Origin of the sequence: Pseudomonas sp. ADAK13 (assembly GCF_012935715.1) — a bacterium.
GTDB lineage: Bacteria > Pseudomonadota > Gammaproteobacteria > Pseudomonadales > Pseudomonadaceae > Aquipseudomonas.
In genome coordinates, this window is record NZ_CP052860.1 from 2691813 (window position 1) to 2715427 (window position 23615).

22 protein-coding genes are annotated in these 23615 nt (G+C 62.4%); 8 read left to right on the forward strand and 14 right to left on the reverse strand.

Going from position 1 to position 23615, the window contains the following annotated elements; all coding sequences use genetic code 11:
- Window positions 1-17: 17 nt before the first annotated feature.
- The 5 genes from metW to HKK54_RS12520 all read right to left on the reverse strand — a co-directional run bounded on the left by metW (window position 18) and on the right by HKK54_RS12520 (window position 4085).
- Complete coding sequence (metW, locus tag HKK54_RS12500; protein WP_010167698.1) at window positions 18-638, reverse strand: methionine biosynthesis protein MetW; 621 nt, start codon at window positions 636-638, stop codon at window positions 18-20.
- A gap of 25 nt (window positions 639-663) precedes the next feature.
- The gene (metX, locus tag HKK54_RS12505) at window positions 664-1806 is read right to left on the reverse strand and encodes a homoserine O-succinyltransferase MetX (protein ID WP_010167696.1); all 1143 of its coding nucleotides are present in this window, start codon (window positions 1804-1806) and stop codon (window positions 664-666) included.
- A 128-nt stretch (window positions 1807-1934) separates the two neighbouring features.
- Complete coding sequence (locus tag HKK54_RS12510) at window positions 1935-2522, reverse strand: YggT family protein (RefSeq protein ID WP_003213764.1); 588 nt, start codon at window positions 2520-2522, stop codon at window positions 1935-1937.
- A gap of 24 nt (window positions 2523-2546) precedes the next feature.
- Window positions 2547-3365 carry a pyrroline-5-carboxylate reductase gene (proC, locus tag HKK54_RS12515; RefSeq protein WP_010167692.1) on the reverse strand — a complete coding sequence of 273 codons (819 nt, stop codon included), beginning with the start codon at window positions 3363-3365 and terminating at the stop codon, window positions 2547-2549.
- Between the two features lie 33 nt (window positions 3366-3398).
- On the reverse strand, window positions 3399-4085 hold the full coding sequence (locus HKK54_RS12520; RefSeq protein ID WP_010167690.1) for a YggS family pyridoxal phosphate-dependent enzyme: 687 nt from the start codon (window positions 4083-4085) through the stop codon (window positions 3399-3401).
- A gap of 57 nt (window positions 4086-4142) precedes the next feature.
- Between HKK54_RS12520 and HKK54_RS12525 the strand changes: the two genes are divergently transcribed.
- Window positions 4143-5177, forward strand: a complete 1035-nt coding sequence (locus HKK54_RS12525; RefSeq protein ID WP_010167688.1) for a type IV pilus twitching motility protein PilT — start codon at window positions 4143-4145, stop codon at window positions 5175-5177.
- 173 nt (window positions 5178-5350) lie between these two features.
- Here HKK54_RS12525 and HKK54_RS12530 read toward each other — a convergent pair whose 3' ends face one another.
- Entirely contained in the window at window positions 5351-5986 is a 636-nt protein-coding gene (locus HKK54_RS12530; protein ID WP_032881810.1) for a C40 family peptidase, read from the reverse strand.
- Between the two features lie 250 nt (window positions 5987-6236).
- On the opposite strand from HKK54_RS12530, the gene HKK54_RS12535 reads away from it, so the two are divergent.
- Entirely contained in the window at window positions 6237-6665 is a 429-nt protein-coding gene (locus HKK54_RS12535) for an NINE protein (protein WP_010167684.1), read from the forward strand.
- A gap of 143 nt (window positions 6666-6808) precedes the next feature.
- Here HKK54_RS12535 and HKK54_RS12540 read toward each other — a convergent pair whose 3' ends face one another.
- The 7 genes from HKK54_RS12540 to gshB form a co-directional block, all read right to left on the reverse strand.
- On the reverse strand, window positions 6809-8080 hold the full coding sequence (locus HKK54_RS12540) for a dihydroorotase (protein WP_010167682.1): 1272 nt from the start codon (window positions 8078-8080) through the stop codon (window positions 6809-6811).
- The gene (locus tag HKK54_RS12545; RefSeq protein WP_010167680.1) at window positions 8077-9081 is read right to left on the reverse strand and encodes an aspartate carbamoyltransferase catalytic subunit; all 1005 of its coding nucleotides are present in this window, start codon (window positions 9079-9081) and stop codon (window positions 8077-8079) included. Before HKK54_RS12545 ends, HKK54_RS12540 begins: the two co-directional genes overlap by 4 nt.
- Window positions 9082-9105: 24 nt before the next feature.
- A complete protein-coding gene (gene pyrR, locus HKK54_RS12550; RefSeq protein WP_010167678.1) occupies window positions 9106-9612 on the reverse strand; it encodes a bifunctional pyr operon transcriptional regulator/uracil phosphoribosyltransferase PyrR in 507 nt (168 codons plus the stop codon).
- A gap of 72 nt (window positions 9613-9684) precedes the next feature.
- Entirely contained in the window at window positions 9685-10122 is a 438-nt protein-coding gene (ruvX, locus tag HKK54_RS12555; RefSeq protein ID WP_003213744.1) for a Holliday junction resolvase RuvX, read from the reverse strand.
- Window positions 10122-10691, reverse strand: coding sequence for a YqgE/AlgH family protein (locus HKK54_RS12560; protein WP_010167675.1), 570 nt, complete (start codon window positions 10689-10691; stop codon window positions 10122-10124). Before HKK54_RS12560 ends, ruvX begins: the two co-directional genes overlap by 1 nt.
- Window positions 10692-10758: 67 nt before the next feature.
- Window positions 10759-11658 (reverse strand): energy transducer TonB, encoded by a 900-nt coding sequence (locus tag HKK54_RS12565; RefSeq protein ID WP_010167674.1) that lies wholly within the window; start codon window positions 11656-11658, stop codon window positions 10759-10761.
- 77 nt (window positions 11659-11735) lie between these two features.
- Window positions 11736-12689 carry a glutathione synthase gene (gshB, locus tag HKK54_RS12570; protein ID WP_010167673.1) on the reverse strand — a complete coding sequence of 318 codons (954 nt, stop codon included), beginning with the start codon at window positions 12687-12689 and terminating at the stop codon, window positions 11736-11738.
- 239 nt (window positions 12690-12928) lie between these two features.
- Here gshB and pilG point away from each other — a divergent pair, with 239 nt between their 5' ends.
- From pilG to HKK54_RS12600, 6 genes are all read left to right on the forward strand, one after another.
- Window positions 12929-13336: a twitching motility response regulator PilG gene (gene pilG, locus HKK54_RS12575; RefSeq protein ID WP_010167670.1), complete on the forward strand. Its 408-nt coding sequence runs from the start codon at window positions 12929-12931 to the stop codon at window positions 13334-13336.
- Window positions 13337-13383: 47 nt separating this feature from the next.
- The gene (pilH, locus tag HKK54_RS12580) at window positions 13384-13749 is read left to right on the forward strand and encodes a twitching motility response regulator PilH (RefSeq protein WP_010167668.1); all 366 of its coding nucleotides are present in this window, start codon (window positions 13384-13386) and stop codon (window positions 13747-13749) included.
- Window positions 13750-13761: 12 nt separating this feature from the next.
- Window positions 13762-14286: a chemotaxis protein CheW gene (locus tag HKK54_RS12585; RefSeq protein WP_010167666.1), complete on the forward strand. Its 525-nt coding sequence runs from the start codon at window positions 13762-13764 to the stop codon at window positions 14284-14286.
- Complete coding sequence (locus HKK54_RS12590) at window positions 14283-16334, forward strand: methyl-accepting chemotaxis protein (RefSeq protein ID WP_010167664.1); 2052 nt, start codon at window positions 14283-14285, stop codon at window positions 16332-16334. Before HKK54_RS12585 ends, HKK54_RS12590 begins: the two co-directional genes overlap by 4 nt.
- 219 nt (window positions 16335-16553) lie before the next feature.
- Entirely contained in the window at window positions 16554-22394 is a 5841-nt protein-coding gene (locus tag HKK54_RS12595; protein ID WP_169386917.1) for an Hpt domain-containing protein, read from the forward strand.
- Window positions 22387-22842, forward strand: coding sequence for a chemotaxis protein CheW (locus HKK54_RS12600; protein ID WP_010167660.1), 456 nt, complete (start codon window positions 22387-22389; stop codon window positions 22840-22842). The genes HKK54_RS12595 and HKK54_RS12600 overlap by 8 nt, the downstream gene beginning before the upstream one ends.
- Before the next feature lie 122 nt (window positions 22843-22964).
- On the opposite strand, the gene HKK54_RS12605 is transcribed toward HKK54_RS12600, so the two are convergent.
- Window positions 22965-23600: a LysE/ArgO family amino acid transporter gene (locus HKK54_RS12605; RefSeq protein WP_169386918.1), complete on the reverse strand. Its 636-nt coding sequence runs from the start codon at window positions 23598-23600 to the stop codon at window positions 22965-22967.
- Window positions 23601-23615 lie beyond the last annotated feature (15 nt).

Genomic DNA, 23615 nt, shown 5'->3' on the forward strand with positions numbered 1-23615 from the left:
GTCCTCCTTGAATATGGTTAGACGGCAATCTGGTGGTCCGTCAGGCCCGGGCTGCTGACCCGGTAGATCCCGATCTCACCCAACAGGTTAGGCCATAGCTTACTCGCCCAGCCGTGACGGTGCTGTTGATCGACGGCAAGGCGGTTGATGACTTTGGCATCACGCTCGCCACACAGCGCTTCGAAGTCTTCGAAGGTGCAGAAGTGGATGTTTGGCGTGTTGTACCAGGTGTACGGCAGGAAATCCGACACCGGCATGCGGCCCTTGGTGGCCAGGTACCAGCGGCAGCGCCAGTGACCGAAATTGGGGAAGGTGATGATGCACTGGCGGCCGACGCGCAACATTTCGTCGAGGATCCGGTCCGGGTAGTGCACGGCTTGCAGCGCCTGGGTCATGACCACGATGTCGAAACTGTTGCTGGCGAAGTTGCCCAGGCCCTTGTCCAGGTCCTGCTCGATCACGTTGATGCCCTTGGCCACGCACTGGGCGATGTTGTCCGGGTCGTTTTCCAGGCCATAGCCGGTGACTTGCTTGTTGTCGCGCAGCCAGCTCAGCAGTTCGCCATCGCCGCAACCCAGGTCGAGCACGCGGCTGCCGGCGGGGATCCAGTCTTGGATGATTTCCAGGTCGGCTCTCATGGCGTTCTCCCAAAGCGTAAGCAATTCATATAAGCGCTATTCGGTTCATGTAGTTGCGAAAGGCCTGCAGGTAGCGTGGGATCGGGATCAGGAAGGCATCGTGGCCCTGCGGTGCATCGATCTCCAGGTAGCAGACGTCTTTCTTGGCCGCCATCAGGGCATCCACCAGTTCCCGCGAGCGGGCCGGCGAGAAGCGCCAGTCGGTGGTGAACGACATCACGCAGAACTTCGATGTGGCGTTTTCGAAGGTTTTCGCCAGGTCATCGTCAAAGTTCGCCGCCGGGTCGAAGTAGTCCAGGGCCTTGGTCATCAGCAGGTAGGTGTTGGCGTCGAAACGTCCGGAAAACTCCTCGCCCTGATAACGCAGGTAGCTCTCGACCTGGAACTCGACGCTGTGGAAGTCGTAGTTGAGCTTTTCGCTCTTGAGCCCACGGCCGAATTTCTCGCCCATGGAGTCATCCGACAGGTAGGTGATGTGGCCGACCATCCGCGCGAGCATCAGCCCGCGCTTGGGGATCACGCCCGCTTCCTGGAACGAACCGCCGTGGAACTCGGGGTCAGTGAGGATCGCCTGGCGCGCCACTTCGTTGAAAGCGATGTTCTGCGCCGACAATTTTGGGGCCGAGGCGATTGCCAGGCAATGGCGCACGCGGTCCGGGTAAGTGATGGTCCATTGCAGGGCCTGCATGCCCCCCAGGCTGCCGCCGATCACGGCGGCCCATTGGGCGATGCCCAGTACGTCGGCCAGGCGCGCCTGACTGTGCACCCAGTCTTCCACGGTCAGCACCGGGAAATCGGCGCCAAACGGCTTGCCGGTTTCCGGGTTGAGGCTGCTGGGGCCTGTGGAGCCGTTGCAGCCGCCAAGGTTGTTCAGGCTGACCACAAAGAACTTGTTGGTGTCGATGGGCTTGCCGGGGCCGATGCAGCTGTCCCACCAGCCGGGCTTGCGCTCGTCGACGCTGTGGAAGCCCGCAGCGTGGTGATGGCCGGACAGGGCGTGGCAGATCAGCACGGCATTGCTGCCCGTGGCGTTCAGTTGGCCGTAGGTTTCATAGATCAGGTCGTAGGCGGGTAGCGAACGGCCGCAGGCCAGGGCCAGCGGTTCGCTGAAGTGCGCCACTTGGGGCACGACCAGTCCAACAGAATCGGGGGGGAAGGCAGCTGGCATCGACCCTGCTCTCGTTTAAATGAGGCGTAAGTCTAAAGACCGCTGCACCCAGCGGCAAGCAAAGGCCAGCGGCAGGTGTTTTTAGGGTTTTTTGGGGCAAGGGAGCAAGCTCCCTTGCCATCCAGCTATCAGATCAGACCGAACAGTTCTTTGGGCATGAATGCGTAGAACGCCAAGCGTGGAATCACCCAGCTTTGCAGCAACTGAATCGCGATAAACGCGAAGATCGGCGAGATATCCAGGCCACCCAGGTTAGGCACCAGGCGACGGAACGGCGCCAGCACCGGCTCGGTGATCTGGGCCACCAGCTCGGCGCCAGGGCTGCGGCTGCCCGGGGCAACCCAGGACAGAATCACGCTGATGATCATCGACCAGAAAATGATCTTCAAGAACAGCGAGAAAATCCCGATCAAGGCCCACGGCAGCAACAGCAGCGTGGTGGCCTGATAGCCATTGAGCAGCAGGATCACCGCGAACAGCAGGATCTGCAGCAGCAGCGCCAATACCAGTGACGACATGTCCAGGCCGAACAGGCTCGGGATCACCCGGCGCAATGGCTTGAGCAGCGGCTGCGTGGCCTTCACCACGAATTGGCACAGCGGGTTGTAGAAGTTCGCCCGCACCAGTTGCAGGATAAAACGCATCAGCACGATCAGCAGGTACAGGCTGCCCAGGGTCTGGATGATGAAAATGGCAGCGTCATTGATTCCGAGCATGTTTGATTCCTATGTGGGGGACGACTATTTGCCCAGCTGCTCGGCCATTTCGGCCGAACGATGTGCTGCGGCACCCAGTGCTTTTTCCACCAGGGCTTCAAAGCCCCCGGCCTGGAATGATTCGATGGCAGCCTGCGTGGTGCCACCCGGCGAGGTCACGCGTCGACGCAACTCGGCGGCATCCACATCGCTGCCGACCGCCATGTTCGCGGCGCCGAGGGCGGTTTGCTCGGCCAGTTGCTCAGCGATTTCGTGGGGCAAGCCCAGCTTCACGCCGGCGGCGGTCATGGCTTCGATCAGCAGGAAGAAGTAGGCCGGGCCGCTGCCGGACACGGCGGTGACCGCATCCAGTTGCTGCTCTTGCTCCAGCCACAGCGCGATACCCACGGCGGACAACAGCTCTTGTGCCTGATCGCGCTGGGCAGCGGTCACTTCGCGGGTGGCGTACAGACCGCTCACGCCCTTGCGCAGCAGCGCCGGGGTGTTGGGCATGCAGCGCACGATCGGCTGGGCACCGAGCCAGTTATTCATGCTGGCGCAGGTGATGCCGGCGGCGATGGACACCACCAGTTGATGGGGCTTGAGGCTGGGGCGCAGGCTTTCGCACACGGCTTTCATGGCTTGTGGCTTGACCGCCAGCACCACCACATCAACGCCTTCAATCGCTTGTGCGTTGTCGGCGAAGGTTTCGATACCGTGCTCGGCGCTGACGCGGGCACGGGTGTCGGCGCCCGGGTCGCTGGCGCGAATCTGTTGTGCTTCCAGGCCCTTGGCCCGCAGGCCGCCGATCAGGCTGGCCGCCATGTTACCGGCGCCGATAAAGGCAATACGCGTGTTGCTCATGACAGGTCCTTACTCAGATGGATGTCAGCCATTTCACGGCTGGCCGTAGTCGCGGGCACCAAACAGGGCGGTACCGATCCGCACCCAGGTGGCCCCTTGGGCGATGGCCGACTCAAGGTCATGGCTCATGCCCATGGAAAGTGTGTCGAGCGGCAGGTTCAGGCTCGCCTGCAGGTCTCGCACGGTGGCGAAGGCGGCGTCCTGCTCGGCACGGTCGTCGGTCGGCTCGGGGATCGCCATCAAACCGCGCAGCTTCAGGCGCGGCAGGGCGCTGATGGCTTCGGCCAGGGCGGGCAGGTCGGCGGGTGTACAGCCGGACTTGCTGGCTTCGCCACTGACATTGACCTGGATGCAGATATTCAGCGGTGGCAGGTCAGCCGGGCGTTGCTCGGACAGGCGTTGTGCGATTTTCAGGCGGTCCACGGAATGCACCCAGGCGAAGTTCTCGGCGATCGCACGAGTCTTGTTCGATTGAATGGGGCCGATGAAGTGCCAACTCAAGGGCAGGTCGGTTAATTCGGCCTGTTTGCCCAAGGCTTCCTGCAGATAATTCTCGCCAAAGTCCCGCATCCCGGCGGCATGGGCTTCGCGCACGGCGTGTGCCGGTTTGGTCTTGCTCACGGCCAGCAGGTGCACGCTGCTGGCATCGCGCTGCGAGGCCTCGGCCGCTGCCCGGATCCGCTCGGAAACCAGGCTGATGTTGTCTGCTATGGTCGACATTCAAGTTGCGCCCGTGGATATGGAGTCCGCGGCATTCTACTGGAAATGGAAAGCCCTATGGATATCACTGAACTGCTGGCCGCCGGCGTGCGCCTGCGGGCCTCGGACCTGCATCTGTCGGCCGGGCTGGTGCCGATGTTGCGAGTGGATGGCGAAGTCTGGCCCCTCGATTGGCCGGTGCTCGAGCCTGCGCAAGTGGCGGATTTACTCAGCCCTTTACTCAACAATCACCAGCAAAAGGATTTCGAAACATCTCTTGAAACGGATTTTGCCTTCGAGTTGCCCGAGGTGGCGCGGTTTCGGGTGAATGTGTTCCAGCAACACCGGGGCATGGGCGCGGTGTTTCGTACCATCCCGTCGACGGTGCAGAGCCTGGAGGGCCTGGGGTTGGGCGAGGTGTTCAGGCGCATCGCGGACCTGCCCCGAGGACTGGTATTGGTCACCGGGCCGACCGGTTCCGGCAAGTCCACGACCCTGGCGGCGATGATTGATTACCTCAACATCCATCGCCGCCAGCACATCCTCACCCTTGAAGACCCGATCGAGTTTATCCATCAACCGAAAAACGCCCTGATCAACCAACGGCAGGTGCATCGCGACACTCACAGTTTCTCGGCCGCCCTGCGTTCGGCATTGCGGGAAGACCCGGATGTGATTCTGGTGGGGGAGTTGCGGGACCTCGAAACTATCCGCCTGGCGCTGACAGCGGCAGAAACCGGGCATCTGGTGTTTGGCACGTTGCACACAACGTCGGCGGCAAAAACCGTGGATCGGGTGGTGGATGTATTTCCGGCCGGTGAAAAGGCCATGGTCCGCTCGATGCTCTCGGAGTCATTGCAGGCGGTGGTGTCCCAGGTGCTGGTGAAGAAAGTCGGCGGCGGGCGGGTGGCGGCGCACGAAATCATGCTCGGCACGCCGGCGATTCGGAACCTGATCCGCGAGGACAAGGTGGCGCAGATGTACTCGGCGATCCAGACCGGCGGGGCGCTGGGGATGACGACGCTGGACATGAGCTTGAAGGCATTGGTCAGCCAAGGGCTGATCAGCCGGGAACATGCCCGGGAGAAGGCGAGGGTGCCTGGGGATATTTGAGATCGCTTGGACGATGAACATTTAATGCAGGACTGGCTTATGTGGGAGCCGGGCTTGCCCGCGATGCAGGCACCCCGGTGTATCAGTCACACCGCGGTGATGCTATCGCAGGCAAGCAAGCTCCCACACAAGCCCGCTCACCACAGCAAGCCAGCTCCCACATCAGCCTCAGATCAGCGCTGCACAATCCGCAGATTGTTCTGTTCTTTAGGCAGGACACGCTTGGCAATCACGTAGTTCTTGTCCCAGAACGGCTTCTTCAGCGTATCGATGCTCACGGACTTGCCACGACGCGGTGCGTGGATGAAACGGTCGTTGCCCAGGTAGATGGCAACGTGGTTCACCTGGCGGCTCTTCAGTTTGAAGAACAGCAGGTCACCCGGTTTCAAATCCTTGCGCTCAACCTTCAGCCCATGGCCAGCGGCCATGGCGTTGGAAGTGCGCGGTAAATCCACGGCTTTTACGTCGTTAAACGCATATTTCACCAAACCACTGCAGTCGAACCCTTTACTTGGGCTGCTGCCGCCCCAACGATAAGGGGTACCGAGCACGTTAACGGCGCGGCTGAGGACGTTGCTGCTTTGTTTGGTGTTGACGGCCATCAGCCCTGGAGCTGTTTTACCGTGGGCCTTGCTCAGTTGAGTCGGGCGCTTCACGGTCAGCTTTACCGATTTGGCGGAGCTGGTGGCAGCGTGAACTTTAGGGGTGAAACCGTTAACTTCTGGAAGACGTTGCTCACGATTGGTGGCGTGGGCGGCCAGTGGCATTAATAGGCAAATGGTTAGCCATGTCTTGAAAAATGGTCGCATTAGGCGTGGCTCTTTTTGGTTTGCGCGCAACTTTATAACAGCTTTTTGTGTCGTTCTAAGGCCGTTTGTCGACTGAACCCTGGGGTCAAATTCAGGAAAACCGTGACGAATTGCCGCGATTGTCCTACACAAGTCAGGCGGTATAAGGCTTTGAGGGAAGCGAAGATACCATTTGCCGCATGTCGGGCGCCCGTAAAAAAGTCACAAAGAAACCAGAAATATTTATCTATCGAGGCAAAAGGGGTACTCCATGAACACCTATCGACAGGATGTTTCGCAACAAGACACCCACAGCAAGGTGATCGGTTACCTGCTTTGGATTTTCGGTTTTACCGGTGCTCACCGCTTTTATTACGGCAAGCCAGTGACCGGAACGATCTGGTTTTTCACCTTCGGGTTACTCGGGATTGGTTGGCTGATCGACTTGTTCCTGATTCCGGCGATGGACCGGGAAGCGGACCTGCGATTCACCGCCGGGCCCATTGAGTACAACGTGGCCTGGATCCTGTTGGCGTTCCTGGGTGTGTTCGGGTTGCACCGCATGTATCAGGGCAAATGGATCAGCGGGATCATTTACCTGCTGACGGGTGGTTTGTTCCTGATTGGCGTGCTGTACGACTTCTGGACGTTGAATACGCAGATTTCGATCCGCAATGCCGAGCGTAACGGCGGTCGTTAAGCACTCTAAACCAATGTGGGCGCGGTCAAGTGTAGGAGCTGGCTTGCCTGCGATGCGGGCACCTCGGTGTATCTGATGTACCGAGGTGATGCTATCGCAGGCAAGCCAGCTCCCACATTTACCGTGCCCACTTTGGATCGGGTTTAAGCCTGGTAGCTGATCCGCCCATCCACCAGCGTGTACCGCACAGTCGCCGGCAGGCTATGGCCGATGAACGGGCAGTTCTCGCCCTTGGACAGCCAGTGTTCCCCGGCAATCGTGGAGCTGGCCGGATCAAACAGCACCAGGTCCGCCGCCGAACCCACCGCCAGCTTGCCCGCCGGCAGGCGCAGCGCCTCGGCAGGGCCCGCACTGAGGCGTGCCAGCAGGGTCGGCAGGTCCAGCAAGCCATCCTCCACCAGCGTCATCGCCAGCGGCAGCAACAGCTCGACACTGCTGATGCCCGGCTCTGTCGCACCGAACGGCGCCAGCTTGGCATCCCGCTCGTGAGGCTGGTGATGGCTGGAAATCGCCGAAACCACCCCGGACTTCACCGCCGCGCGCAAACCGTCACGGTCAGCGCGGGTACGCAGGGGCGGCTGCACGTGATACAGACTGGAGAAGTCGATCAGTGCCTCATCCGTCAAAATCAGCTGATACAGCGCCACATCCGCCGTCACCGGCAAACCGCGGGCTTGCGCCTGAGCGATCAGGGCCACGCCACGAGCGCTGGTCAGCTGGCTGAAGTGCGCGCGTACGCCGCTTTGCTCCACCAGCAGCAGGTCCCGGGCCAGGGCCACGGTTTCAGCGGTTTCCGGGATGCCCGGCAGGCCGAGGAAGCTCGCCGTAGCGCCTTCGTGGGCCAGGCCACCTTCGGCCAGGTCACGGTCCTGGGAGTGGAAAATCACCGTCAGGTCGAAGGTCGCTGCGTATTCCAGCGCACGGCACAGGGTACGGGTGCTGCGAAAGCTCTCCAGGCCGTTGCCAAAGGCCACGCAGCCGGCGTCGCGCAAGGCGATCAGCTCGGCCAGCTGTTCGCCGTCCAGGCCTTTGCTCAGGGCGCCGATGGGGAACACTTTGCAGTTACCGGCTTCGCGGGCGCGGTCCAGGATCAGCTCGGTCACGGCCGAGGTGTCCAGCACCGGTTTGGTGTGGGGCGGGCAGCACAGGCTGGTGACGCCACCGGCCGCGGCGGCGCGGGTTTCGCTGGTGATGTTGCCCTTGCGGCTGTAACCCGGCTCGCGCAGGGCGACGTTCAGGTCTACCAGGCCGGGCGCGGCGATCAGGCCTTTGGCGTTAATGGTTTCGCTGGCGCTGAAGCCTGCGGGTGCGGTGCCGATGGCAATGATCTTGCCGGCTTCCAGGTGCAGATCGGTGACTTGATCCAGGCCGCTGGCCGGATCGATGACTCGGGCGCCGAGAATGCTGAGCTTCACTGGGCGTTCTCCTGCTCGAATTGACGTTGCGCGGTTTGCCCGCTCATGGCCATGGACAGCACGGCCATGCGGATGGCGATGCCGTAGGTCACCTGGTTGAGAATCACCGACTGCGGGCCGTCGGCCACCGCCGACTCAATCTCCACGCCACGGTTGATCGGCCCCGGGTGCATCACGATGGCATCCGGCTTGGCGCCGGCCAGGCGTGCGGTGGTCAGGCCGAACAGGCGATAGAATTCGCCCTCGCTCGGCAGCAGGCCGCCGGCCATGCGCTCGCGTTGCAGGCGCAGCATGATCACCACGTCCACATCCTTCAGGCCCTCGGCCATGTCGGTGTAGACCTTCACGCCGTATTGCTCGATGCCGATCGGCAGCAGGGTTTTTGGCGCGATCACGCGGATGTCCGGGCAACCCAGGGCTTTCAGGGCCAGCATGTTCGAGCGTGCAACCCGCGAGTGCAGGATGTCGCCGACGATGGCCACCGAGAGGTTTTCAAAGCTGCCCTTGTGCCGACGAATCGTCAGCATGTCGAGCATGCCCTGGGTCGGGTGGGCGTGGCGGCCGTCGCCACCGTTGATGATTGCCACGTTCGGGCACACGTGTTCGGCGATGAAGTGCGCGGCGCCGGAGTCGCCGTGGCGCACCACGAACATGTCGGCGGCCATGGCTTCCAGGTTGCGCAGGGTGTCGAGCAGGGTTTCGCCCTTGCTCGCCGACGAGGTGGACACGTTCAGTGTGATCACGTCAGCCGACAGGCGCTGGGCCGCCAGCTCAAAGGTGGTGCGGGTGCGGGTCGAGTTCTCGAAGAACACGTTGCAGATGGTCTTGCCGCGCAACAACGGGACTTTTTTCACCGCCCGGCCGCCGACTTCGAGGAACGAGTCGGCCGTGTCGAGGATTTCGGTGAGCAGTTCGCGGGGCAAGCCGTCGAGGGACAGGAAGTGTTGCAGCTGGCCCTGAGCATTGAGCTGCAGCGGGCGCTTGGCATCTAGAGGCGTCATCGCGGGGACTCTTTACAAGGCGGTTTAAAGGGCAAGGTCTTGCAGTTCGAGTTCGAGCGGCGTGGGACCGGACAATTTTACCCGCTGGTGGGCTTCGAGGGACAGTGTGGCGCCGACCACATCCGGGCTGATCGGCAATTCGCCGGCGTCCAGGTCCAGCAGGCAGACCAGGGTCACGCTGGCCGGGCGGCCGTAGTCGAACAGTTCGTTCATGGCGGCGCGGATGGTGCGACCGCTCATCAGTACGTCATCGATCAGCACCAGGTGCTGGCCTTCAATCTCGAACGGCAGGGCCGAAGGGCGCACTTGCGGGTGCAGGCCGTTCTGGCTGAAGTCGTCGCGGTAGAAGGACACGTCCAGGGTGCCGAGGGGCGAGTTGCTGCCCAGTTCTTCCAGCAGCGCCTGGGCCACCCACACGCCACCGGTGCGAATGCCGATAAAGCGCGGTTCGCTGATGGCACGGTGTTCCAGGTGCGCCTTGAGGCGGATCGCCATCTGGCTGATCAGATCGGCGGGATTGGGCAGGCTCATGGGTGCTCCTTCTAGGCCTCGCGCAGGCAAGGTCCGGGCTCAAACGTAAGAAGACGCGGCAAGCCGCGTCAGTCAGGATTCAAATAAAGCGGTGTTTTCATCCAGCCAGCCCTGCAACAGCAAGGCCGCGGCGATGGCATCCACCGGGTTGTCGCGGTAGCTGCCTTTCTGCCCGCCACGGTCGCGGCGCTCGCCCTTGGCTTCGAACGTGGTCAGGCGTTCGTCGTGGGTATAGAAGGGCAGGTTGTAGCGGCCATTCAGGCGGCGGGCGAATTTTTCGGCCCGCAGGCACATCTCGCTCGGGGTGCCGTCCATGTTCAAGGGCAGGCCGACGACTACGGCGTCGGGCTTCCATTCCTTGATCAGGGCTTCGACCTGGTTCCAGTCGGGCACGCCGTTTTGGGCTTTCAGGGTGCACAGCTCGCGGGCCTGGCCGGTGATGACCTGGCCGACAGCGACGCCAATCTGTTTGGTGCCGTAGTCAAAACCGAGGATCAGACGCAAGGCCATCAGGCGTGCCCCGCCTGGCTGGTCAGCAGGCTGAGGTTGATCCGCAGCTTGGCCGCGGCGGCTTCCAGGCGCAGTTCGCTGGGGGTGTTGAACAGGATGTCGGCGTCAAACGGGCAGGTCAGCCAGGCATTGCTCGCCAGCTCCGCCTCCAGTTGCCCGGCTTCCCAACCGGCGTAACCCAGGGTGATCACACTTTGATCAGGCCCGATGCCGTCCGCAATGGCGAACAACACGTCCTGGGACGTGGACAGGGACAACCCTTCAAGGTCCACGGTCGCCTGGAATTTCGGCCCGGTGGGGTGCAGCACAAAACCCCGGTCCGTCTGCACCGGCCCGCCGATGTAGATCGGTACGTGCTGGCAACTGGCGGGCGGGTCGATGTCCGGGCGCAGTTGCTCGAGGATATCGGCCAGGTTCAGGTCTTGCGGGCGGTTGACCACCAGCCCCATCGCACCATTGGCGGTGTGCTCGACGATGTAGGTCAAGGTCTGCGCAAAGTTCGGGTCGGCCATATGGGGCATGGCGATCAGGAATTGGTGCTTGAGGTAGGTCGGGCTGACATTTTTCATGTCCGCTAGTGTGGCGTTGGAGGGGCGAACTGACAAGCTGAGGATGTGCAGGAAATCAGTGACGCACTCAATTACTGGAAAGCCGATCACCCTTGGCAAAGCGCCAGGTGCGAATGATTTCCAGGCGGTCGATGTCGTTCAAGTCCCCGGTAAACGGCGCAAAAGGCGCCGCCAGGCGCACGATGCGTTGCGCCGCCTGGTCCAGCAGCGGCTGGCCGGAAGACTCCAGCACCTGCACTTCGTACAAGGTGCCATCGCGGTTGATCGACACCAGCAGTCGCAAATTACCGTAGATCTGCTGGCGGCGGGCTTCGTCCGGGTAGTTCAGGTTGCCGATGCGCTCGACCTTCTTGCGCCACTCGTCCTTATACCAGGCGCCTTTGTCGCGCATGGTGGAGGCGGCATTCAGGCGGTAGATGCGCGGGCGCTTGGCGTACAGCTGTTGTTCGTGGGCCAGTTCGGCTTCCAGGCTGGAGATTTCACTGGAGAGTTGCGAGCTGTCAAACGTCGGGGCCGGCGTAGTCGGCGCGGGTTCGGTCTTGGCCTTTTCGCGCTGGGTCGGGGCTTTTTGCGGTTTGGGCGCAACGGTGGTGACGGCGGCCTTGGGTGCAGCCTGTTTCACCTCCGGCTTGGGTGTCGGCGGTGGCGTGACCTTATTGACCTTGTTGTCCTGGAACGGTGCCACTTCGGTGGTCTTGGGCACGGCCTTCTTGTCGAGGGTGCCGCTGCCTTGCTGGTTGTCCTGGGCGAGAAAGTCAGCCTTTTCGGGCTTCTTTTCGCTTTTGAAGGTGGCGAGGGTGATTTCCAGGGTCTTGGTGATCTGCTTGGGTTCGGCAAAGGTGAAGCCCAGGCCGAGGATCAATGCCAGGTGAATCAACGCCGCCAGAAACAGGGTAAATCCGAGCCGATCAGCCGGGCGCACGCCGCTGTGGGAGAGTTCGGGGGGCAGATCGGACGGGAGCGTCATGACAAGAAAACCAACATCGCGCATTTCACAGGTGGGGCATGATAGCGCAATGTTGGTTTGTGTCCGGCTGTTCTATGTCACTTGGCTTGTAGCTTGGAGGCAATCGCCGCCATCAGCATTTCGCCGATGTTCGTGCCAAATGCATTGTCGATCTCGCGAATACAGGTCGGGCTGGTGACGTTGATTTCGGTGAGGTTCTCGCCGATAACGTCAAGTCCTACAAATAGCAGGCCTTTTTCGCGCAGGGTTGGGCCGACTTGGGCTGCAATCCAGCGATCCTTGTCTGTCAGCGGTCGGGCTTCACCACGGCCACCGGCCGCCAGGTTGCCGCGGGTCTCGCCGGCGGCCGGAATACGCGCCAGGCAGTAAGGCACCGGCTCGCCATCGATCATCAGGATACGTTTGTCGCCGTCCTTGATCGCCGGAATGTAGGCCTGGCCCATGATCTGCTGGGTGCCCAGCGCGGTCAGGGTTTCGAGGATCACCGACAGGTTCGGGTCGCCGGCGCGGTGGCGGAAGATCGAGGTGCCGCCCATGCCGTCCAGCGGCTTGAGGATCACGTCACCGTGCTTGGCGGCGAATTCACGCAGCACGTCGGCGCGGCGGCTGACCACGGTCGGCGGCGTGCACTGCGGGAACAGCGTGGCGAACAGCTTTTCATTGCAGTCGCGCAGGCTCTGGGGCTTGTTGACGATCAGCACGCCCGCGCGCTCGGCCTGCTCCAGCAGGTAGGTGGAGTAGACGAACTCCATGTCGAATGGCGGATCCTTGCGCATCAGGATCACGTCGAGGTCGCTCAGGGGGCTGTCGATTTCGTCTTGCAGTTCGAACCACTTCTCGGGGTTGGCAAACACCTGCAGGGGGCGCATCCGTGCCCGCGCTTCACCGTCACCCTGGTAAAGGTCCGGCTGTTCCATATAGAACAGGCTCCAGCCGCGGGCCTGGGCGGCCAGCAGCATGGCCAGCGAGCTATCCTTTTTATAGGAGATGCTGGCGATAGGGTCCATGACAATGCCGACGCGAACGCTCATGGGGGATTTCCTCTAGCAAATAAGGGCGCATAAAAGTGGCGTCAGAGTGGCGCTGCGGCTGTTGTGGGTCAAGGAAAAACCACCGCGCGGGTCGGCCGATAGATTGCGTTCTGAGACTGTGCTAAAAAGGCTGCCATGGCGTATCAGCCCTTGAATTCCAAGGCTTCTGGCGCTCATCCTGTGCAACATCAGGCAGTACACACCGAAAACCTATTCGCTGTGGCGATGGTAGAGCAGATATGGAACAGCATTCCAACGCCTTGAAAGTGATGGTGATCGACGATTCGAAAACGATTCGCCGCACGGCCGAAACACTGTTGAAGAACGTAGGGTGCGACGTCATCACGGCCATCGACGGTTTCGATGCCCTGGCCAAGATTGTTGACCACCACCCGCACATTATCTTTGTCGACATCATGATGCCGCGCCTGGATGGCTATCAGACCTGCGCGCTGGTGAAGAACAACCCGGCGTTCAAGTCGACCCCGGTGATCATGCTGTCGTCCAAGGATGGTCTGTTCGACAAGGCCAAGGGGCGTATCGTCGGTTCTGATCAGTTTTTGACCAAGCCTTTCAGCAAGGAAGAACTGCTGAGCGCGATCAAGGCCTATGTGCCGGGCTTCGCCGCAGTAGAACAAGCACACTGACGGGGGCCCCACGAGGGCTTGCGTCTACTAAAGAAGTGGGGAAAACCATGGCACGTGTTCTGATCGTCGACGATTCGCCGACTGAAATGTACAAACTGACCGAAATGCTCGAAAAGCACGGTCACACTGTCCTCAAGGCCCAGAACGGCGGCGACGGCGTTGCGCTGGCCCGCCAGGAAAAGCCCGACGCGGTCCTGATGGACATCGTCATGCCCGGGCTCAATGGTTTCCAGGCCACCCGCCAGTTGACCAAGGACCCTGACACCGGGCACATCCCGGTGATCATCATCACCACCAAGGACCAGGAAACCGACAAGATCTGGGGCGAGCGCCAGGGCGCCAAGGACTACCTGACCAAGCCCGTGGACGAAGAAACCCTGATCGCCACCCTGAACAAGGTGCTGGCCGGCTGACGGCACGTTCCCATGACCGAGTCGCAAACCGCCTTCGAGCTGCTGCTGGACATCGACCGCCGCTGCCGCTTGCTGGCCGCCGACCTGCCGTCCCAGGAAACCCGGCTGCACAGCTGGAGCGGGATCGGGTTTCGCCTGGGCGAGCACTGGTACGTGGCGCCCATGGGCGAAGTCGCCGAAGTGCTGCACGAACCACGCTGCACCTTGATGCCCGGGGTCAAGCCGTGGGTCAAGGGCGTGGCTAACCTGCGCGGGCGCCTGCTGCCGGTGATGGACCTGGGCGCTTTCCTCGGCCTTGAGCGATCGGTGGCGCGCAAGCAGCGGCGGGTGCTGGTGGTGGAATATCAAGACGTGTTTGTCGGCCTGTTGGTGGACGAGGTGGTGGGCATGCAGCATTTCGCACAAGACGCATTGTCGACGAGCACCGTGGCCGGCGCGCCGTTTATCCAGGGCCAGTTTGACGGCGACCAGTTGTGGCAGGTCTTCAGCCCCTTCGCCCTGGCCCAGGCTCCAGGCTTCATGGATGTTGCCGCATGAGTACCGTCACACCCGTCAAACCCCAGGAAGCGTCCCGCAGCCGCTCGCAGATCATCGTGCTGTTTATCGCGCTGATCGTGTTCATCATGCTGCTGTTCGCCAACTTCGCGTACCTCAACACCCAGTCCACCTACGATAAACAGTACATCGGCCATGCCGGTGAGCTGCGGGTGCTGTCCCAGCGCATCGCCAAGAACGCCACCGAGGCCGCCGCCGGCAAAGCCGCTGCGTTCAAGTTGCTGGGGGATGCGCGCAACGACTTTGCCCAGCGCTGGGGTTACCTGAAAAAAGGCGACCCGGCCACCGGCCTGCCCGCCGCACCCACCGCCGTGCGCGCAGAAATGCGCGCCGTGCAGACCGACTGGGAAGCGCTGCTGAAAAACGCCGATGCGATTCTGGCCAGTGAGCAAACCGTGCTGTCGTTGCATCAAGTGGCCGCGACCCTGGCGGAAACCGTTCCACAGTTGCAGATGGAGTCGGAAAAGGTCGTCGACATCCTCCTGCAACGCGGCGCACCGGCCAGTCAGGTGGCGTTGGCCCAGCGCCAGTCGTTACTGGCAGAACGTATTCTGGGGGCAGTGAACACCGTATTGGCGGGCGACGAGACCGCGGTGCAGGCCGCCGATGCCTTTGGTCGCGATGCCAACCGTTTCGGCCTGGTGCTCAACGGCATGCTCCAGGGCAATGCCGGGCTGCGCATCAGCCAGGTCGAAGACCACGACGCCCGTGCCCGATTGGCGGAAATTTCCGAGCTGTTCGAATTCGTGTCCGGCTCGGTGGACGAAATCCTCGAAACCTCGCCGCAGCTGTTCCAGGTGCGCGCCTCGGCGAGCAACATCTTCAACCTGTCGCAAACCCTGCTGGACGAAGCCTCGCACCTGGCCACCGGTTTTGAGAACCTGGCCGACGGGCGCACCTTCGACACCATCGGCGGCTACGTACTGGGCTTGCTGGCCTTGGCCTCGATCATCCTGATCGGCCTGGTGATGGTCCGCGAGACCAACCGCCAACTGCGGGAAACCGCCGAGAAGAATGAGCGCAACCAGAACGCGATCATGCGCCTGCTGGATGAAATCGAAGACCTGGCCGACGGCGACCTGACCGTCACCGCCTCGGTCACCGAAGACTTCACCGGCACCATCGCCGACTCAATCAACTATTCCGTGGACCAACTTCGCGACCTGGTGGCAACCATCAACCTCACCGCCGGCCAGGTCGCGGGCGCAGTGCAGGACACCCAGGCCACCGCCATGCACCTGGCCCAGGCTTCGGAGCATCAGGCGCAGCAGATTGCCGAGGCTTCCACGGCGATCAACCAGATGGCCCAGTCCATCGACCAGGTGTCGGCCAACGCCGCCGAATCTTCGGCCGTGGCCGAGCGCTCGGTAGAGATCGCCAACAAGGGTAACGAGGTGGTGCACAACACCATCCACGGCATGGACAACATCCGCGAACAGATCCAGGACACCGCCAAGCGCATCAAGCGCCTGGGGGAATCGTCCCAGGAGATTGGCGACATCGTCAGCCTGATCGACGACATCGCCGAGCAGACCAACATCCTCGCCCTCAACGCCGCGATCCAGGCGAGCATGGCCGGTGATGCCGGGCGTGGTTTTGCGGTGGTGGCCGATGAGGTGCAGCGGCTGGCGGAGCGTTCTTCGGCGGCGACCCGGCAGATCGAAACCCTGGTGCGGGCGATTCAGACAGACACCAACGAAGCCGTGATTTCCATGGAGCAGACCACCACCGAAGTGGTGCGCGGTGCGCGGCTGGCCCAGGACGCCGGCGTGGCGCTGGAAGAGATCGAAGGCGTGTCGAAAACCCTGGCGGCGTTGATCCAGAGTATTTCCAACGCGGCGCAGCAGCAGACGTCGTCGGCGGGGCAGATTTCCCTGACGATGAACGTGATTCAGCAGATCACCACTCAGACATCGTCGGGCTCCACGGCCACTGCCGAGAGCATCGGCAACCTGGCGAAAATGGCCAGTCAGTTGCGGCGGTCGGTGTCGGGCTTCACGTTGCCGGCGGCGAAGCAGGTGGATGAGTGAAATGCTATCTGTCAGGCACCACCGAACCCCTGTGGGAGCTAGCTTGTTGTGGTGAGGGGGCTTGTCCCCCGTCGGGTTCACCACTGATTGATGGGGCTGCTTCGCAGCCCAACGCGGGGCAAGCCCGCTCACCACAACAAGCCCGCTCTCACATTTGACCTCCATTGATTCTGGAATCGGTGGTCACACAGCAACTCATGAATTCAGACGGGAGCGGTTATGGTTGATCGGCACGACTACGTGGCCCTCGAATGGGTCAAGGGCGAAATTGCCGAAACCCTGAAACAGGCCCGTTCGGCGCTCGACGTCTATGTGGAAGACGGCAGCAGCGAGGCTATCGGCCAGTGCCTGGAATGCATCCATCAGGTCCATGGCAGCCTGCTGATGGTCGAGTTCTACGGCGCGGCGCTGTTCGCTGAAGAAATGGAACAACTGGCGCTTGCCCTGCAAGGCGCGCGCGTCAGCCAGCGCGATGAAGGCATTCGCTTGTTGCAACAGGGCCTCGGCCAACTGCCGCTGTACCTCGACCGCGTGCACAGCGCCCGGCGCGATTTGCCCTTGGTGGTACTGCCGCTGCTCAACGACCTGCGCAGCGTGCGCGGCGAAAGCCTGCTCTCGGAAACCAGCCTGTTCAGCCCGCAACTGTTGGTGATCCCGCCACTGCCCGAGGAAGCGCTGGCCCAGCGCACGCCGGAGGATTTCCCCGGGTTGCTGCGCCAGTGGCGGCAGATGCTGCAACAGGCGCTGGTCGGCTTGCTGCGCGAAGACCACGGCCCCAGCAACCTGGAAGACATGGCGCGGGTATTCGCCCGCCTCGAAGCCCTGTGCCATGGTGCGCCGCTGTTACCGTTGTGGCAGGTGACCTCGGCGCTGGTGGAAGGCATGCTCATTGGCGTGGTCGCCAACAGCCCGGCGTTGCGCAGTTTGCTCAAGGCCTGCGACAAGGAACTCAAGCGCCTGCTGATCCAGGGCATCAACGGGATCAACACCCCGGCCCCGGATGAGTTGCTCAAGAGCCTGTTGTTCTACGTCGCCAAAGTCACCCGACCGACTCCACGGATGCAAAGTTTGAAAGAACGCTATGGCCTCGATGAAGCCCTGCCCGACAGCGCCGTGGTGGATGCCGAACGCGCCCGCCTGGCCGGTCCGGACCGCGACGCCATGGGCTCGGTGCTCGGCGCGCTGTGCGAGGAACTGGTGCGGGTCAAGGAACGCCTGGACCTGTTCGTGCGCAGCGACCGTCAACACGCCTCGGACCTTGAGGCCTTGCTGGCGCCCTTGCGGCAGATCGCCGACACCCTGGCCGTACTGGGTTTCGGTCAGCCGCGCAAAGTGATCATCGACCAACTGGCGGTGGTGCTCGGCCTGGCCCAGGGGCAGCGCGAGCCCAACGACGCGGTGTTGATGGACGTCGCCGGTGCGTTGCTTTACGTCGAAGCCACGCTGGCCGGGATGGTCGGCACTGTCGAGCCGGAACGCCGTGAAGAAAGTCGCCTGCCCACCACCGACCTGACGCAGATCCACCACCTGGTGATCCGCGAATCCTGCCAGTGCCTGACCCAGGCCAAAGAGCTGGTGATCGACTGCATCGAGGCCCACTGGGACCGCCAGCGCCTGGAGTCGCTGCCCGAGTTGTTGACCCAGGTACGCGGCGCGCTGGCGATGATTCCGCTGCCCCGCGCGGCGAGCCTGATGCGTGGCTGCAATGATTACGTCAACGAGCAGTTGATGGTCAGTGACGCCGCGCCTTCCGAGGCGCAGCTTGAGCATTTTGCCGATGTGCTCACCAGCCTCGAGTACTACCTGGAACGCATGCTCCAGGACCATGACGCCCCGGGCGAACGTGTGCTGGAAGTCGCCGCCGAAGGCCTGGCTGCGCTCGGCTATTTGCCGGCCGAAAAACCCTGGCGCCAGGCACTGCTCGCTCAGGACGACTCGCCTTCGGAGCAAACCCCGTTTCTCGCGGATGCGCTGGCCAGCCCCACCTCGCGCCTCAACCCGCCGGCTCTCCAGCGTCCCGGCAGCCTGCTGCCGCCGCCTGCCGGCGAAGAAGCCATCGACGATGAATTGCGGGAAGTCTTCCTCGAAGAAACCGCCGAAGTCCTCGACGTGCTGCACCGCTACGTACCTGCCGGCACCGCGAGCCTTGAAGACAAGCCCACCCTGACCGAAATGCGCCGCGCCTTCCACACCTTGAAGGGCAGCGGCCGCATGGTCCGTGCCTTGGTGTTGGCGGAGCTGGCCTGGGCAGTGGAAAACCTGCTCAATCGCGTGCTGGAACGCAGCGTCGCGCCGGGCCCGGATGTGCAAGCGGTGCTGGATGACGTGGTGGAATTGCTGCCTGAGCTGATCACCGATTTCGCCGCCGATGCCCAGCGCCAGCGCGATGACGTAGACGAGCTGGCAGCACGGGCGCATGCCTTGGCCAGCGGTGTCGAACCGTCGGCCACAGACCCGGCCACCCTGGACCCGCAACTGCTGGAAATCTTCCGCAACGAAGCCCAGAGTCACCTCGACAGCCTCAACCATTTCCTGCAACAGGCCACCGAGCACCTGCCGCTGCAAGTCAGCGATGAACTGCAACGCGCGCTGCACACCCTCAAGGGCAGCGCCTACATGGCCGGCGTGTTGCCCATCGCCGAGCTGGCGCGCCCGCTCGACCACCTGACCCGCGAATACAAGGCCCACCGCCTGCCGCTGGACCTGGATGAAATCGAATTGCTGCTGGAGGCCGAGGCGCTGTTCCAGCGCGGCGTGCGCCAGCTGGACAGCGATCCCCATGCGCCCATCACCGGTGCGGCAGGCTTGATCGAACGCACACAGAACCTGCTGAGCAGCCAGCTTGAAGCCTTGCTGAATGCGCCCAACACCGGCCTGCGGATCAAGCGCGACCCGCAGTTGATTGCCAACTTCCTGGCCCAGGGCATGGACATCCTGCTGGACGCCGAAAGCCTGCTGCGCCGCTGGCAACAGCACCCCGGCGAGCGCCAGGAACTGAGTGCGCTGCTGGACGAATTGACCACCCTCGGCGAAGGCGCGCACCTGGCCGACCTGCACCCGATGGACGAACTGTGCGAAGCCCTGCTCGACCTCTACGGCGCGGTGGAAGAAAGCAGCCTGGCGGTCAGCGAGCGCTTCTTTCACGAGGCCGAACAGGCCCACGAAGCCCTGATCAACATGCTCGACCAACTGGCCGCCGGCCAGGAAATCAGCTCGGCCCCCGCACGGGTGCGAGCCCTGCGCGAGTTGCTGGATGAAGGCCTCGACCCGTCCGCCACCGGCCTGATCAAAAGCGATGGCAGCCGCGCCCTGAGCATCTCCGAGCTGGGCGCCGCCACGGCGAAGCTGGACCAGGGCTTTGCGGTGGATGACGAGATCGTCGAGATCTTCCTTGAGGAAGCGGTGGACATCCTCGACAGCGCCGGCCAGTCCCTCAAACGCTGGCTGCTGGACCCGGATAACGCCGCGCCGCTCTCATCCTTGCAGCGGGATTTGCACACCCTCAAGGGTGGCGCGCGTATGGCCGAGATCGGCGCGGTGGGCGACCTGGCACTCGAGTTGGAAAACCTTTACGAAGGTCTGGTAGACCGTCGCTACAGCTATTCCGGCGAGCTGGGGAACGTATTGATGGCCAGTCATGAGCGACTGGCGCTGCTGCTTGAACAGCTGCAACACCAGCAACCACTGAGCGACTCCAGCGACCTGATCAGCCACTTGCGTGAGTTACGCCAAAGTACCGGGCAAGCGGCGCCCGTAGTGGCAGCCGAAGTCGAGACGCCGGGCACTGATCCCGAGCTGCTGGATATCTTTCTCGAAGAAGCCGCCGACATCCTCGACAGCTCCGGTGCCGCGCTGTTGCGCTGGCAGGCCGAGCCGAAAAGTCGCCAGGAAGTCGAGACCCTGCTGCGCGACCTGCATACCCTCAAGGGTGGCGCGCGCATGGTCGAGATCGGTCCGATTGGCGACCTGGCCCATGAGCTGGAATTTCTCTACGAAGGCTTGTCGGCAGGTTTGCTGGCGCCCTCGGCGGAGCTGTTTGCGTTGCTGCAAGGTTGCCACGACCGTCTGGCGCAGATGATCGATGCGGTGGCGGCCGGGCTGCCGGTGGGCTCGGTGGACTTGCTGATCGAGCGGATCAAAAGCCTGGTGCATCCGGCTGAAGTGACCGCCTTACCGGTGGCGTTGGCGGCGACCAAAACCGAAGCGGCGCCGGCCAGTGATCCGGCCGCCGACATGGTGAAAATATCCGCTGACTTGCTGGACGATCTGGTCAACCTGGCCGGTGAAACCTCTATCTTCCGTGGGCGCATCGAGCAACAGGTCAACGATGCGAGCATCGCCCTGCATGAAGTGGAAACCACCATCGAGCGCATGCGCGATCAACTGCGCCGGCTCGACACCGAAACCCAGGGCCGCATCCTCAGCCGCCAGCAGGCTGAGGCCGAACGCCTGGGCTACGAGGAATTCGACCCACTGGAAATGGACCGCCATTCCCAGCTGCAGCAACTGTCCCGGGCCTTGTTCGAATCGGCCTCTGACCTGCTCGACCTCAAGGAAACCCTCGACCGTCGCAACCAGGACGCCCACAACCTGCTGCAGCAACAGGCACGCATCAACACCGAGTTGCAGGAAGGCCTGATGCGCACGCGCATGGTGCCCTTCGAACGCATGCTGCCGCGCCTTAAACGCATCGTGCGGCAAGTGGCGGGCGAGCTGGGCAAGGACGTGGAATTTATCGTCGGCAACGCCGAAGGCGAGATGGACCGCAACGTGCTGGAGCGCATGGTCGCGCCGCTGGAGCACATGCTGCGCAACGCTGTCGACCATGGCCTGGAGTCCCGCGATGCGCGTCTGCTGGCGGGCAAACCGGAAAAAGGTCGCATCACCCTGGACCTGACCCACGAAGGCGGCGACATCGTTTTCGACATGCGCGACGACGGCGCCGGCGTGCCGCTGGAAGCCGTACGGCGCAAGGCGATCAAGCGCGGCTTGCTCGACCCCAACCTGGAAATCAGCGACCGCGACGTGTTGCAGTTCATCCTGCAACCGGGGTTTTCCACTGCCGAAAAAATCACCCAGATTTCCGGGCGTGGCGTCGGCATGGACGTGGTGCATGAAGAAGTGCGCCAGCTGGGCGGTTCGATGGTCATCGATTCGACGCCGGGGGAGGGCGTGCACTTTCGCATTCGCCTGCCGTTCACCGTGTCGGTCAACCAGGCGTTGATGGTGCAGTGCGCGGACGATCAATACGCGATCCCGCTGAACACCATCGAAGGCCTGGTGCGGGTCATGCCCCATGAGCTGGAAGGGCACTATCAGCTGAATCCGCCGCGTTACGAATACGCCGGCCAGCGCTACGAACTGTTCTACCTCGGCGACCTGCTGCACACCGTCGGCCGCCCAAACCTGCTGGGCCAGTACCAGCCGCTGCCGGTGCTGCTGGTGCAGTGCAACGAGCGGCGCGTGGCGGTGCAAGTGGATGCCATGGCCGGCACCCGCGAGATCGTGGTCAAGGGCCTGGGGCCGCAATTTGCCGGGGTGAAGGGCTTGTCGGGCGCAACCATCCTGGGCGATGGCCGCGTGGTACTGATCATCGACCTGCTGGCGCACATCCGCGCGCGCCCACCAGCCTTACCGGCCCAGGCGGCCGACGCACCGTTGATCCTCAACGACCCTCTGAAAAAGCGCCCGCTGCTGGTGCTGGTGGTGGACGACTCGGTCACCGTGCGCAAAGTCACCAGCCGCCTGCTGGAGCGCAACGGCATGAACGTACTTACCGCCAAGGACGGCATCGACGCCATGGCCGTGCTGGAAGAACACACCCCGGACCTGATGCTGCTCGACATCGAAATGCCGCGCATGGACGGTTTCGAAGTGGCCATCCAGGTACGCGACGACCCACGGCTGATGCGCATGCCCATCATCATGATCACGTCGCGCACCGGGCAAAAACACCGCGACCGTGCCATGGCGATAGGCGTCAACGACTACCTCGGCAAGCCTTATCAAGAGTCGGTGCTGCTGGAAAGCATCGCTTACTGGAGCAAGTCCCGTGCTTGATCACCGCGCTACCCAACTCACCGGCTTGCTGCTGCCATTGGCTGACCGTCACCTGCTATTGCCCAACGTCGCCGTGGCCGAACTGATCGACTTCCAGCGCGGCGAACCGGCCAGCGACGCGCCGCCGTGGTACCTGCGGCAAGTCACCTGGCGGGATCGGCAGTTGCCGCTGATCAGCTTTGAGGCCGCGTGTGGCGAGTCGGGTGTGGTGGGCGAACGGGCACGGATTGTGGTGCTGAACGCCCTTGGAGGACGGCCGACGTTGAAGTTTATTGCGTTGGTGATCCAGGGGATTCCGCGTTCGTACAAGCTCGATAGCCAACTGAGTTATGTGGACGTGCCGTTGTGCCCCCTGGAACTGGCGGCGGTGCAGGTGGGGGAGCATGTGGCCAGGGTGCCGGACCTGATGGGGTTGGAAGCGTTGTTGGTCGAGGCCGGATTGGCCTGACCTCCACAGTTTTAAGCCCCATGATTTCCCCCGTGGCGAGGGAGCTTGCTCCCGTTGGGCTGCGAAGCGGCCCCAAAACCGGCAACCTCTTACAACCAGACAATCAAACGGCCCTTTTTCCTTCAGAGAGGGTGCAGCACTAGAAAATCAGCAATCAGCATCCCTGCCAGGTACACCATCAAAACCGCCACGCCCGCGTCCAATAAACGCCAGACCTTTGCCGAACGAAACAACCCCGTCAGCCTTTGACATCCCAATGCCAAAACCACAAACCACACCAGCGACGCGGTCATCGCCCCGCTGGCGAAGGACGCTTGTTGGCCGACGGGCTTTGCCGCACCAATAGAGCCAATCAGCACCACGGTATCCAGCCAGGCATACGGATTGGCAAATCCAAGTATCACTGCCGTGCGCAGTAATCCTCGTTGTGAGGTGAGGTCACCCTGAGTCTCTGGCATCGACTTGTTACGCACGCACGCCAATAACCTCTGCCCACCAAACCACAATAGATAGGCCGCTCCTGACAGCAGCAAAAAAGCTACCAAACCTGGCTGGCTGCCGAGCAATGAGCCCAAGCCCGTAACGCCAAGAGCGATGAGGATGATATCGGCGAACACGCATACCGCCACCACGCCCCAGACGGGACCGCGACTGACACCCTGGCGAATGACCAGGGTGTCCTTCGGTCCAGGAGCGGCGAACAATCCGATGCCTAATATCAGACCTTCAAGATAAAGGGCGTTGAAGTCAGGAATCATGAAGTGCTCGGCCAC